The organism is Streptomyces sp. NPDC025793 (assembly GCF_055558375.1).
Map to the genome: position 1 here is coordinate 73,649 of NZ_JBVHMR010000025.1, position 12,656 is coordinate 86,304.

Below are 12,656 nucleotides of genomic sequence, written 5' to 3' on the forward strand. Positions count from 1 at the left end.
GCCGCGCTACGCCGTCTTCGCGCGCCGCCTGCGTACGACATGGCGCACGACGAGGGCCGCGAGAACGACGGCGGCGGCGCCGACGACGTAGAGCAGATAGCGGTTGACCTCGGCGTAGATGGTGGTGATGTGACTGCCCGCCAGGTAGGCGAGGGTCGTCCACAGGCCGACCCACAGCGCCGCGCCGAGCGCGTTGAAGACGAGGAAGCGCGGCCAGGGCATGCCGGTGGTGCCCGCGATGATGCCGTTGGCCTGGCGCAGCCCCTCGATGAACCGGGCCACGGTCACGATCTTGCCGCCGTGCCGGGCGAAGAACTCCTCGGCGGCGGCGAACCGCTCCGGCGTCAGGAAGACGTACTTCCCCCACCGATGCACGAACGCCCGCCCACCGACCCGGCCGATCAGATAGCCGATGTTGTCCCCGACGAGGGCCGCGACGAAGGCGATGACCGCGACCGCCACGACGTTCAGCCGCCCCGCGCCCGCGTACACCCCCGCCGCCAGCAGCATCGTCTCGCCGGGCGCGGGCACCCCGAAGTCCTCGACCAGGACCACCGCCCCGACCGCCCAGTAGCCGTAGTGTTCGAGCAGCGGCGCCAGATGGGCCAGCGGGCCCGGGAGCGGAGGGGCGGACATGACACCACGGTACGTCCGGCCGGCCCGCCCCCGGGCTGCGGCGGGTCAGGAGCGGGCCACGGTGTCCTCGTCCGGTACGGCCGCGGTCGGGTCCGCCGCGACGGGGCGCGGCTCCTCGGCCGATGCCGCGGGTCCGGACCGCAGGCCGGTCAGCCGGCGGGCGAGCGGCTCGGTGCAGCGGGCGGTCAGCGGGCCGAGGACGACGAGGATCAGCACGTACGCGGTGGCCAGCGGGCCGAGGTCGGAGTCGATCCCGGAGGTGACGGCGAGACCGGCGATGACGATGGAGAACTCGCCGCGCGCGACCAGCGTGCCGCCCGCCCGCCAGCGGCCCTTGGCCGAGACGCCCGCACGCCGGGCCGCCCAGTACCCCGTCGCGATCTTGGTGAGCGCGGTGACCACGGCCAGCGCGAGCGCGGGCAGCAGCACCGGCGGGATGCTCGCCGGGTCCGTGTGCAGACCGAAGAAGACGAAGAACACCGCCGCGAACAGGTCCCGCAGCGGCGCGAGCAGGTTGTGGGCGCCCTCGGCGACCTCGCCGGACAGGGCGATGCCGACCAGGAACGCGCCGACGGCCGCCGACACCTGGAGCTGCTGCGCCACCCCGGCGACCAGCAGCGTCAGCCCGAGCACCACGAGCAGCAGCTTCTCCGGGTCGTCGGTGGAGACGAAGCGGGAGATGTGCCGGCCGAAGCGCACCGCCACCAGCAGGACCAGGCCGGCCACGCCGAGCGCGATGCCCAGGGTGAGGCTGCCTGCGGCGAAGCCGGTGCCGGCCAGCAGCGCTGTGACGACCGGCAGATAGACCGCCATGGACAGGTCCTCCAGCACCAGGATGCTGAGGATCACCGGGGTCTCCCGGTTGCCGATCCGCCCCAGGTCGCCGAGGACCTTGGCGATGACGCCGGAGGAGGAGATCCAGGTGATGCCGGCCAGTACGACGGCGGCGATCGGACCCCAGCCCAGCAGCAGGGCCGTCGCGGCGCCGGGCAGGGCGTTGAGGGCCATGTCGACGAGGCCGGCCGGGTACTGGGTCTTGAGGTTGGACACCAGATCGCTGGCCGTGTACTCCAGGCCCAGCATGAGCAGCAGCAGGATCACGCCGATCTCGGCGCCGACGGCCACGAACTCCTCGCTGGCGCCGAGCGGCAGCAGCCCGCCCTCGCCGAAGGCCAGCCCGGCCAGCAGGTACAGGGGTATCGGGGAGAACCGCAGGCGGGCGGCGAGCCGGCCGAGCAGGCCGAGGCCCAGGATGATGGCGCCGAACTCGATCAGGAAGACCGCGGAGGAATGCACGCGCTCACTCCCGCCCGAGTATCGCGGCGGCCGCGTCGGCGCCCTCGCGGGTGCCGATCACGATCAGCGTGTCCCCGCCGGCCAGCCGGAAGTCGGGTCCGGGGGAGGGGATGGCCTCGGCGCGGCGCAGTACGGCCACGATCGACACCCCGGTCTCGGTGCGCATCCGGGTGTCGCCGAGCAGCCGGCCGTTCCAGTACGAGCCCGAGGACAGCTCGATCCGCTCGGCCACCAGGCCGAGCTCCGTCGTGGACAGCAGGTTCGGGCTGTGGTGGGTGGGCTTCAGGGTGCCGGCCAGGGCCTCCGCCTCCTGGCCCGTGAGATGGACCGACAGCGCACAGGCGTCGGGGTCGTCGCCCTGGTACGCGCTCAGCGTCCTCGACCCGTCCCGGTGGGCCACCACCGACAGTCCGCGGTGTTCGCGGGTCGTCAGGTCGTACCGGACGCCGATGCCTGGCAACGGCGTCCTGCTCGTGCGTGCGGCGCCCATGGCTGCCCCTGTCCGTTTGACGGTTTCTTGGCGAAACCATTGCCGGAACCTTATCCTGGCCGCGCGGGGCGGCCGGGCGGGCCCGGTCGGACGGGGGCGGGGATGCGGGGTGGGGTGCCGTTATGCGCCGTGGCGCGAGGGGGTCTCGTCGTCCTCGGGGGCGAGCTGGCAGGCGTGGCACAGCTCGTGCTCGCCGTCACGGCTGACGACGGTTCCCCAGCCGAGGCACACCTCGCAGTCGCGGGCGAGACCCAGGTCGGGTCGGGGAGGCAGGAGGGGGCTGCGGTGGGCTCCGTAGACCATGAGCGGTGCGGCTCCTCGGAAGTCGCGGGGAGGGGTGACGGCGTTGCCGTGGGCGGTGACAACGCTGTCAGGCCACTTCCAGTATGTCCGAGATATCCCGCCTGTCTGTGACGTACGTCACTCGACGCCGCATCGTGCCCGCCCCCTCCACCGCGCCTCCCCCCGGATCGCGGTGAGTCAGCCGAGGTTGCCGAGCCGGGCCTCCCGCCACAGGTCCACGCCGCCGTCGGTCGCGTACTTGTCGATCTCGGCCAGTTCCTCGGCGCTGAAGTCCAGGTTCTCCAGGGCCGCCACGTTCTGCTCCAACTGCTCGGTCCGCGAGGCGCCGATCACGAGCGACGTCACCCGCTCGTCCCGCAACGCCCACGCCAGCGCCAGCTGAGCGAGGGTCTGGCCGCGCCGGGCCGCGATGTCGTTCAGCGACCGCAGCCGGTCCAGCATGTCGTCCGTGAGCCAGGACGTGTCGAACGACGTGCCCTGCGCGGCCCGCGAGTCCCGCGGCACGCCCTCCAGGTAACGGCCCGTCAGCAGCCCCTGCGCGAGCGCCGTGAAGCCGATGACCCCGAAGCCCTCCTCCTCGGCGGTGTCCAGCAGGCCGTCGGTCTCGATCCAGCGGTTGACCATGCTGTACGACGGCTGGTGGATCAGCAGCGGGGTCCCCAGCTCGCGCAGGATCGCGGCCGCCTGCCGGGTGCGCTCGGCGTCGTAGGAGGAGATGCCCACGTAGAGGGCCTTGCCCTGGCGGACGGCGGTGTCGAGCGCGCCCATCGTCTCCTCCAGCGGCGTGGAGGCGTCCAGCCGGTGGGAGTAGAAGATGTCCACGTAGTCCACGCCCATCCGGCGCAGCGACTGGTCGAGCGAGGCCAGCACGTACTTGCGCGAGCCGCCGCCCTGCCCGTAGGGACCGGGCCACATGTCCCAGCCGGCCTTGGTGGAGACCACCAGCTCGTCCCGGTACGGCGCGAGGTCACGCTTCAGCAGCCGCCCGAAGTTCAGCTCGGCCGCGCCGTACGGCGGGCCGTAGTTGTTGGCCAGGTCGTGGTGGGTGATCCCGAGGTCGAAGGCGCGCAGCGCGATCTCGCGCTGGGTCTCGAAGGGGCGGTCGTCGCCGAAGTTGTGCCAGTAGCCGAGCGACAGGACCGGCAGGTCCAGTCCCGAGCGGCCGGTGCGCCGGTAGCGCATGGTGCCGTCGTAGCGAGCGGGGTCCGCGACGTGGGTCATCGGGTCTCTCCGGGTGGTGCCGTAGGGGCCGCCTCTCCGGTCGTGGAGGGGGCGGGTCCACCCTCGCTTCCGCATGCCGCGCACGTCCAACCGCCGTACCGGATGGGACTGAGTGATTCCGTTTCTGAATCGGGCGCGGACGACCCGCCTCGTCGCGGAGGTTGCGGTTGTCCGATCCTACGAACTTCGCGCGAGCCGGGTTTCCGGTCCGTGGCACTTCTGATAGGAAACTTTCCTACCAGTACTGCGGTACGGACCAACTCCCCACCCCCCGCCTCGACTTGGAGTCCCTGTGGTGCACGCAGACCGCGAATCATCCCCCGCCACCGTCTCCCGCCGCACTCTCGTCGCCGTGCTCGGCGCCGCCGTCGCCTCCGGTGCCCTGATCGGCACCGGGCGCGCGAGCGCGGCCCCGTCGGCCCCGGCGGCCCGCGCTGCCGGAGCGGGCCTCGACGACCCGGCGAAGAAGGAGATCGCCATGGAACTCGTGTCGAGCGCGGAGAACTCCTCGCTCGACTGGAAGGCCCAGTACAAGTACATCGAGGACATCGGCGACGGCCGCGGCTACACCGCCGGCATCATCGGCTTCTGTTCCGGCACCGGCGACATGCTCGACCTCGTCCAGCTCTACGCCGACCGCAGGTCCGGCAACGTCCTCGCGAAGTACCTCCCCGCCCTGCGCAAGGTCAACGGCAGCGACTCGCACGCCGGCCTCGACCCGAACTACCCCAGGGACTGGCGTACGGCGGCCAAGGACGCCGTCTTCCAGCAGTGCCAGAACGACGAGCGCGACCGCGTCTACTTCAACCCCGCGGTCAGCCAGGGCAAGACGGACGGCCTGCGCGCGCTCGGCCAGTTCTGCTACTACGACGCCATCGTCATGCACGGCGACGGCGGCGACCCGACCAGCTTCGGCAACATCCGCAAGCGCGCCCTGCGCAGCGCCAAGCCGCCGGCGCAGGGCGGCGACGAGACGACGTACCTCAACGCCTTCCTCGACGCCCGGGTGTGGGCCATGAAGCAGGAGGAGGCGCACAGCGACACCAGCCGCGTCGACACCGAGCAGCGGGTCTTCCTGCGCAAGGGCAACCTCGACCTGGACACCCCGCTCGACTGGAAGACGTACGGGGACAGTTACCACATCGGCTGACACCGCACCGGCCGGCATCGCATCGCCCGACCCGCGAGCGGGGTGTACTCGCGGGTCAGGGCCCTGGCGGGGAAAGATGGGCGGCGAGCGATCGATCACACAGGCATCGATCACACCGACGCGGAGGAACAGGGACCCATGCCGCACGAGCGAGCGGGCCGGCCGGCCGAGCCCGAGGACCTGGTCGACGTGGCCCGGCTGGTCACGGCGTACTACGCGTTCCACCCGGATCCTGCCGATCCGGCACAGCGGGTCGCGTTCGGCACCTCCGGGCACCGGGGCTCGTCCCTGGCGAGCGCCTTCAACGAGGACCACATCGCGGCCACGAGCCAGGCCATCTGCGAGTACCGCGCGGCGCAGGGCATCGACGGCCCCCTCTTCCTGGGGGCCGACACCCACGCCCTGTCGGAGCCCGCGAAGGTCACCGCGCTGGAGGTGTTCGCCGCCGGCGGCGTGAGCGTCCTGATCGACAGCGCCGACGGCTACACGCCCACCCCGGCCGTCTCGCACGCCATCCTGACCCACAACCGCGGCCGCACCTCAGGGCTCGCCGACGGCGTGGTGGTCACCCCCTCGCACAACCCGCCCGCCGACGGCGGCTTCAAGTACAACCCGCCGAGCGGCGGCCCCGCCGCCTCCGACGCCACCTCCTGGATCCAGGACCGTGCCAACCAGATCATCACCGGCGGCCTGAAGGACGTGCGACGGCTGCCGTACGCCCGTGCGCTCGCCGCCGGGACGACCGGACGGTACGACTTCCTCGGTGCCTACGTCGGTGATCTGCCGAGCGTGCTGGACCTGGACGCGATCCGTGCGGCCGGGGTGCGCATCGGCGCCGACCCGCTCGGCGGCGCCTCCGTCGCCTACTGGGGCCGCATCGCCGAAGAACACCGCATCGACCTGACCGTGGTCAATCCACGCACCGACCCCACCTGGCGGTTCATGACGCTGGACTGGGACGGCCAGATCCGCATGGACTGCTCCTCGCCCTACGCGATGGCCTCCCTCATCGAGCAGCGCGACCGCTTCCGCATCGCCACCGGCAACGACGCCGACGCCGACCGGCACGGCATCGTCACCCCGGACGGGGGCCTGATGAACCCCAACCACTACCTCGCGGTCGCCATCGACTACCTCTACCGGCACCGCGAGCACTGGCCCGCCGGCGCGGGCGTCGGAAAGACGCTCGTCTCCTCCAGGATGATCGACCGGGTCGCCGCCGACCTCGGCCGGCAGCTCGTCGAAGTCCCGGTCGGATTCAAGTGGTTCGTGGACGGACTGGTCGGCGGCTCCCTCGGGTTCGGCGGCGAGGAGTCGGCCGGCGCGTCCTTCCTGCGCCGCGACGGCTCGGTGTGGACCACCGACAAGGACGGCATCATCCTCGCCCTGCTCGCCTCCGAGATCACGGCCGTCACGGACCGGACCCCGTCGGAGCACTACGCGGGCCTGATCGCCCGCTTCGGTGCCCCCGCCTACGCCCGCATCGACGCGCCCGCGACCCGCGAACAGAAGGCGCTGCTCGGCACGTTGTCTCCCGCCCAGGTCACCGCCGACACCCTCGCCGGCGAGCCGGTCACGGCCGTGCTCACCGAGGCGCCCGGCAACGGCGCCGCGATCGGCGGGATCAAGGTCACCACGGACAACGCCTGGTTCGCGGCCCGCCCTTCGGGCACCGAGGACGTCTACAAGGTCTACGCCGAGTCCTTCCTCGGCCCCGGCCACCTCGCCCGGGTCCAGGAGGAGGCCAAGGCCGTGGTGCGCGCCGCGCTGGGCGGCTGAACGCCGGTCGCTCAGCCGCGCCCGCGATGCCGGTCCGGGCGGTCCAGCCGGTCCAGGACCGCCCGGGCCATGGCCCCTTCCCCCCTGGCGTTGGGGTGGGCCGGGGCCGCGGGCGCGGCGGGCTGGAGCGGCTCGATCCAGCGGTCCGCGGGCGACTTGCACATGTCGTGGCCGACCGTGGGGCCGTAGGTGTCCACGTATTCGGCCCGGTTGACCGCCGCCACCAGCCGCAGCATCAGGTTCAGGTGCTTCTCGGTGTCCCGGAGGTAGGGGAAGTCGCCCTGGGCGAAGGGGACCTGGGGGAAGCAGCCGGTGCCGTCGTCGGGCAGCAGGTCCGGGTAGCCGACGACGACCACCCGCGCGTGCGGCGCCCGGGCGTGCACGGCCCGCAGCACCTGGTCGACCTTCGGCGCGGTCTGCGCGATCGCGAGGGTCAACCGGTCGTAGCCGACGGCCTCGTAGGAGCGCTCGCAGGGGTTGCCCGTCGGGTCCTGGGCGGCGAGCCGGGCGCAGGTGGCGATGATCGCGCCGAATCCGACGTCGTTGCCGCCGATCTGGACCGTCACGAGGTCCGTGTCCCGCCGCACCGCGTCGAGCTGGGGCCTGTTCGTGCCCTGCGCCCGCCACATCTCGGCGGTCGTCGCACCGGCACAGCTGACGTCCGTGAAGGTGCTCACGCGCCGTCCCGCGGCCACCAGCGAGGGGTAGTTGTGGTCGGAGCGGGCACAGTTGGCGTCCACCTGGGCCGGGATGCCGGGGCCCGAGGTGTAGGAGTCACCGAGCGCCACGTAGTCGGTGCCGCGGCCGGGGCCGCCGGGGTGCGCGGCGGCCGGGACCGCCGAGGCGGCGACGAGGGCGCAGCCGCCCAGTGCCGCCCCGAGTGCCGCGGCCCGCCGCCGGACTCCCGTACCGCCCGCCGGACGCGTGGATCTCGCCATGATTCCTCCCCCTGGGTTGGACCGGTTCTGTATACCGTCCGGTAGGCGCCGCCGACCAGAAGCAGGAACGAACGAGTTTATTCGCGGACATGTCACTCGGTCGGGTACCGCCGGCCGAGGATCGACGTACGGCCGTCACCGACCCGTGAACATGCCCGTGTGAAGCCGAACCGTCGAAGTGCCCTGCGCCGCCGTGCCGTTCCGGCCGCGCTCGGCACCCTCAGTGTCCTGTCCCTGCTCTCCGCCCTGCCCGCCGCCGCCCAGCCGGCGGGCGCGGACGCCGGACGCCCCGCACAGCCCGTGCGCCGGGCCGTCACGCCCGCGGAGGCACGCACGGATGCCGCTCTGCGTTCCCTCCACGACCGGCCCGCGGCCCTGCGTGACTTCTTCCGGGCGATGCCCAAGGGCGGCGACCTGCACAACCACCTCTCCGGCGCGGTCACCACGGAATACCTGATCGAGCTGGCCGCCGAGGACGGCCTGTGCATCAACACCACGACCCTCGCCGCGGCCGAGCCGCCCTGCGGCACCGGCACCCGTCCCGCCGCCGACGCGCGCACCGACCGCGCCTTCCACGGCGCGATCGTCCGGGCCTGGTCCATGCAGGACTTCCCGCCCGGCCGGAACGGCCACGACCACTTCTTCGGGACGTTCGACAAGTTCGGCGAGGTCACCTGGCGCAATCGCGGCAAGCTGCTCGCCGACGTCGCCGATACCACCGTACGCAACAACCAGTTCTATCTGGAGACGATGGTCACCCCGGCCTCGGACGGCGCGAAGAAGCTCGCCGCCGAGGTCGGCTGGGACGACGATCTCGCCGCCCTGCACCGCACGTTGCTGGCGGGCGGCAAGCTGGACAGGCTGGTCGCCGACGCCCGCAAGGAGGCCGACGGCGGCGACGCCGAGTTCCGTGCCGCCGAGCACTGCGGCACCCCGAAGGCCCGCCCCGGCTGCGGGCTCACGATCCGCTGGATCTCCCAGGCGAACCGGGGCGGTTCCCCCGAGCGGACCTTCACCCAGCTCGCGCTCGGCATGCGGCTGGCCGAGGCCGACCCGCGCTTCGTCGCGGTCAACCTCGTCCAGCCCGAGGACTGGGACAGCTCGCTGCGGAACTACAGCCTCCAGATGCGCATGGTCGGCTATCTGCGCACCCAGTACCCGAAGGCCCATGTCTCCCTGCACGCGGGGGAGTTGTGGCCCGGACTGGTCAAGCCCGAGGCCCTGGAGTCCCACATCGAGGAGGCCGTGGACGTCGCGCACACCGAGCGCGTCGGGCACGGTGTCGACCTGCGCTGGGAGGACGACTGGCAGCGCACCGCTCGGACGATGGCGAAGCGCCGGATCGCAGTCGAGGTGCCCTTCTCCAGCAACGCCCAGATCCTCGGCGTGAAGGGCGGCGACCACCCCTTCACCACCTACCTGCGCTACGGCGTCCCCGTCGTCCTGTCCACCGACGACCCCGGGGTGTCCCGCATCGACATCACCCACGAGTACCAGTACGCCGCCGAGACCTACGGCCTCGGCTACCCCGAGCTGAAGGACCTGGCCCGCACCTCGCTGGAGTACGCCTTCCTGCCCGGCGCGAGCCTGTGGCAGGGCAACCCCACCGCCCAGGGCTTCCACCCGGTGCCGGTCTGCCGTGCTGAGCGCCCCGGCCTGCCCGTGCGCGGCGCGGGCTGCCGGAAGTTCCTCGGCGGCAGCGCCAAGGCGCAGCTCGAATGGCGCCAGGAGGCGGCCTTCGCCGCCTTCGAGCGGGCCCACGCCTGACGGCAGTGCGCCCCTCCTTCTCAACTCACCCCTGAAACAAGCCAGTTGACCGAGAAGCGGCCCACCCTGCACACGGTGGGCCGCGTCCTGTCGCCGGGTACCCGTCGACTCTGCGCCAATGTCGCCCGGCGCGCTCCCGGAACCGGGGTCCGCCGGCCAGAGCCAGGTGGGTGACCTGCGGGAACGGTGTGCGAAGCTGCGGGGGACAGTGACCGCGCGACGGAGGAGAGGGGCCTCATGGCCATCATCCACCACACCACGCTCAAGCCCACGAAGCTGGAGCTGCTCACCGACTGGCTGCCCACCCGCCCCTGGTACCGCGGCGGCCCGGACGCCCCGGTGCTGACCAAGTCCGGTGGCTTCCGGCTGGACGACCCGGCGGGCGAGGTCGGCATCGAGTTCATGGTGGCCACGGACACCTCCACCCCCGAACCGACCGCCTACCTCGCCCCGTTGACGTACCGCGGCGCACCGCTGGCGGGCGCGGAGCACGCCCTCGTCGGCACGCTGGAGCACGGTGTGCTGGGCAGGCGCTGGGCCTACGACGGCTGCCACGACCCGGTGCTGGCCGCCGAGCTCCTGAAGCTCATCGACGGCCGGGCCCAGGCACAGGCCCAGAGCATCGACAACACCCCGGACCGCGAGGTGGCCCTGTCCTACGCCGGATCCCCGTTCACCCTCGACGGCTTCACGCCCGCCCCGGCCGACGACGAGCACGGCACCCGCCTCCCCGCGCCGCACGGCACGGTCCTCCAGGTGCACCGGGTCCTGACCCCCGTCCCGGAGCACCCGCCGCTGCCCCCCGAGGGCGCGCTCGGCCACGTGGCCCGCAGCTGGCAGGCGCCGGACGGCGCGCGGCTGTCGGCGCTGTTCGTGACGGTGCGCGCGGCCTGACGCCATGTCGGGCGGCCTTCTGGCATGGTCCGGTCAAATCTGACACTCTTTTGACGGTTCGACGCTTCGAGTGATCGCGCAAGCCCCGTCCGCGGCCGCGCCGGCGCACCCCAGCCGGCCGGCCGCCATCGAGCAGGCCGGGATCCCGGCCGCCGCAAAGGAGTAGCGTGTGAGACCGACCCCCCACAAGGCCCTCGGCGCCGGTGCGCTCACCGTCGCCGCGCTGGCCGCCTTCGTCCTCCCCGCAGGCCCCGCCGCCGCAGCCCAGCCGGCCCCGCACCAGACCCCGCGCCCGGCCGCCTCCTGCACTCCGGCACAGGTCGTCGGCAACGGCGGCTTCGAGAACGGCGCGTCGTCGTGGACCGCGTCCTCGTCCGGCACGATCACCAGCCGCTCCGGACAGACCGCCCACGGCGGCAGCTCCTACGCCTGGCTGGACGGCACCGGCGGCACCCACACCGACACCCTGAGCCAGAGCGTCACCGTCCCCGCCGGGTGCGACCGGGCCACCCTCACCTTCTGGCTGCACATCGACACCGCCGAGACCACGTCGTCCGTCGCGTACGACAAGCTCACGGCCAAGATCGGCGGCACGACGCTGGGCACGTACTCGAACCTCGACAAGAACACCGGCTACGTGAAGAAGTCGTTCGACGTGTCGGCGTACGCCGGTCAGACCGTCAGCCTGTCCTTCACCGGGACCGAGGACTCCAGCCTGCAGACCAGCTTCGTGCTGGACGACATCGCGCTCGACACCTCCGGCGGCACCGCACCGCCGAGCGACTCGACCCGCACCCCGGCCGCGCCCTCGTACAGCGTGAACCTCAGCAGCGACACGACCGGCACTCAGTGGACCGGGCACGAGAGCGTGACCTTCACCAACGCCTCGGCCACCGCGCTGAACGGGGTCTACCTGCGGCTGTGGGACAACTACCACGGCACGTGCGACGCCATGCCGATCCGGGTCACGGGCATCACCGGCGGCACCGCGCAGGCGCCCACCGTGGACTGCACCGCCGTCAAGGTCGACCTGCCGGCCCCGCTCGCCCAGGGCCAGAGCGCCACCATCGGCTTCGACCTCGGTATCACGGTGCCCAGCGGCGCCGACCGCTTCGGCCATGACGGCGCCTACAGCTTCATCGGCAACGCCCTGCCCGTCCTCGCCGTCCGCGACAGCTCCGGCTGGCACCTGGACCCGTACACCAACAACGGCGAGTCCTTCTACTCCCTGGCCGCCGACTTCAAGGTGACCCTGGACCACCCCAGCAGCCTGCTGGTCCCGGCCACCGGCACCTCCACCGACACCCCCGGCACGGGCGGCCGTACGGTGACGACCGCGACGGCGTCCTCGGTGCGCGACTTCGCCTGGGCCGCCGGACCCTTCACCAAGATCTCCGGCACCTCGTCCGCCGGTGTCGCGGTGAACGTCTACTCCGTCTCGGGCATCAGCTCCGCCAACGCCCAGTCCATGCTCGGCACCGCGAAGAGCGCCGTGGACGCCCACGCGGGCCGCTTCGGCGCCTATCCCTACGGCGAGCTGGACGCCGTGCTCGACAACAACTACTGGTTCGGCGGCATGGAGTATCCGGGGTTCGTCCTGGACGTGGTCAGCAGCACCGCGCTCACCCATGAGATCGGCCACCAGTGGTGGTACGGCATCGTCGGCGACGACGAGTACAACAGCCCCTGGCTGGACGAGGCGTTCACCGACTACGCCACCGACCTCGCCCTCGGCAAGACCGGCAGCAACTGCTGGAGCAGTGTCTCCTGGGCCTCGCCCGACGAGAAGATCACCGACTCCATGGCCTACTGGGACGCGCACTCCTCGCGCTACTCCACCGTCGTCTACGGCTACGGCAAGTGCGCCCTGCACGACCTGCGCCGCGTCCTCGGCGACACCGCCATGACCAAGCTGCTGAAGGACTACGCGACCGCGCACTGGTACGGCGTGTCGACCACGGCCGAGTTCAAGGCGGCGGCCCAGGCGGCCACCGCCACCGACCTCGCGTCCTTCTGGACCCAGCACCGTATCGACGGCTGACGACGGCTCGACCGCCGGCGACCGCTGACGACGACCGGCAGCGAGCGATCCGGCGGCGGGGGGGGGGGGGGGGCGGGCCCGGCCCCACCGCCCCCGCGGCCCCGGCCGGGGGGGGGGGCGCCGGGGGGGCGGCACACGGGC

General features: G+C 72.4%; 11 protein-coding genes. 5 read left to right on the forward strand and 6 right to left on the reverse strand.

The features are described from left to right. Positions 1–6: 6 nt before the first annotated feature. The 5 genes from ACZ4MF_RS34395 to mgrA form a co-directional block, all read right to left on the reverse strand. A complete protein-coding gene (locus ACZ4MF_RS34395) occupies positions 7–636 on the reverse strand; it encodes a DedA family protein (RefSeq protein WP_467496297.1) in 630 nt (209 codons plus the stop codon). A 45-nt stretch (positions 637–681) separates the two neighbouring features. Further along, positions 682–1,932, reverse strand: coding sequence for a cation:proton antiporter (locus ACZ4MF_RS34400; protein WP_467496299.1), 1,251 nt, complete (start codon positions 1,930–1,932; stop codon positions 682–684). A gap of 4 nt (positions 1,933–1,936) precedes the next feature. Beyond that, on the reverse strand, positions 1,937–2,422 hold the full coding sequence (locus tag ACZ4MF_RS34405) for a cation:proton antiporter regulatory subunit (RefSeq protein WP_467496301.1): 486 nt from the start codon (positions 2,420–2,422) through the stop codon (positions 1,937–1,939). A gap of 120 nt (positions 2,423–2,542) precedes the next feature. Continuing rightward, positions 2,543–2,725, reverse strand: a complete 183-nt coding sequence (locus tag ACZ4MF_RS34410) for a hypothetical protein (RefSeq protein ID WP_467496303.1) — start codon at positions 2,723–2,725, stop codon at positions 2,543–2,545. A gap of 177 nt (positions 2,726–2,902) precedes the next feature. Then, on the reverse strand, positions 2,903–3,946 hold the full coding sequence (gene mgrA / locus ACZ4MF_RS34415; protein WP_467496305.1) for an L-glyceraldehyde 3-phosphate reductase: 1,044 nt from the start codon (positions 3,944–3,946) through the stop codon (positions 2,903–2,905). 292 nt (positions 3,947–4,238) lie between these two features. Here mgrA and ACZ4MF_RS34420 point away from each other — a divergent pair, with 292 nt between their 5' ends. Further along, positions 4,239–5,096, forward strand: coding sequence for a chitosanase (locus ACZ4MF_RS34420; protein ID WP_467496307.1), 858 nt, complete (start codon positions 4,239–4,241; stop codon positions 5,094–5,096). 138 nt (positions 5,097–5,234) lie between these two features. Further along, positions 5,235–6,875: a phosphoglucomutase (alpha-D-glucose-1,6-bisphosphate-dependent) gene (pgm, locus tag ACZ4MF_RS34425; RefSeq protein WP_467496308.1), complete on the forward strand. Its 1,641-nt coding sequence runs from the start codon at positions 5,235–5,237 to the stop codon at positions 6,873–6,875. A gap of 11 nt (positions 6,876–6,886) precedes the next feature. On the opposite strand, the gene ACZ4MF_RS34430 is transcribed toward pgm, so the two are convergent. Beyond that, a complete protein-coding gene (locus ACZ4MF_RS34430; protein WP_467496310.1) occupies positions 6,887–7,813 on the reverse strand; it encodes an SGNH/GDSL hydrolase family protein in 927 nt (308 codons plus the stop codon). A gap of 159 nt (positions 7,814–7,972) precedes the next feature. Here ACZ4MF_RS34430 and ACZ4MF_RS34435 point away from each other — a divergent pair, with 159 nt between their 5' ends. The 3 genes from ACZ4MF_RS34435 (at position 7,973) to ACZ4MF_RS34445 (ending at position 12,515) form a co-directional block, all read left to right on the forward strand. Continuing rightward, entirely contained in the window at positions 7,973–9,580 is a 1,608-nt protein-coding gene (locus tag ACZ4MF_RS34435) for an adenosine deaminase family protein (RefSeq protein ID WP_467496312.1), read from the forward strand. 237 nt (positions 9,581–9,817) lie between these two features. Further along, positions 9,818–10,474: a maltokinase N-terminal cap-like domain-containing protein gene (locus ACZ4MF_RS34440; RefSeq protein ID WP_467496314.1), complete on the forward strand. Its 657-nt coding sequence runs from the start codon at positions 9,818–9,820 to the stop codon at positions 10,472–10,474. A gap of 169 nt (positions 10,475–10,643) precedes the next feature. After that, on the forward strand, positions 10,644–12,515 hold the full coding sequence (locus ACZ4MF_RS34445) for a M1 family metallopeptidase (protein WP_467496316.1): 1,872 nt from the start codon (positions 10,644–10,646) through the stop codon (positions 12,513–12,515). Positions 12,516–12,656: the final 141 nt, after the last annotated feature.

What these genes read in the sequence shown, in the direction of transcription:
- ACZ4MF_RS34395 (WP_467496297.1), bottom strand. Translation starts at nt 636, where the DNA reads ATGTCCGCCCCTCCGCTCCCGGGCCCGCTGGCCCATCTGGCGCCGCTG.
- ACZ4MF_RS34405 (WP_467496301.1), bottom strand. Translation starts at nt 2,422, where the DNA reads ATGGGCGCCGCACGCACGAGCAGGACGCCGTTGCCAGGCATCGGCGTC.
- ACZ4MF_RS34410 (WP_467496303.1), bottom strand. Translation starts at nt 2,725, where the DNA reads ATGGTCTACGGAGCCCACCGCAGCCCCCTCCTGCCTCCCCGACCCGAC.
- mgrA (WP_467496305.1), bottom strand. Translation starts at nt 3,946, where the DNA reads ATGACCCACGTCGCGGACCCCGCTCGCTACGACGGCACCATGCGCTAC.
- pgm (WP_467496308.1), top strand. Translation starts at nt 5,235, where the DNA reads ATGCCGCACGAGCGAGCGGGCCGGCCGGCCGAGCCCGAGGACCTGGTC.
- ACZ4MF_RS34430 (WP_467496310.1), bottom strand. Translation starts at nt 7,813, where the DNA reads ATGGCGAGATCCACGCGTCCGGCGGGCGGTACGGGAGTCCGGCGGCGG.
- ACZ4MF_RS34440 (WP_467496314.1), top strand. Translation starts at nt 9,818, where the DNA reads ATGGCCATCATCCACCACACCACGCTCAAGCCCACGAAGCTGGAGCTG.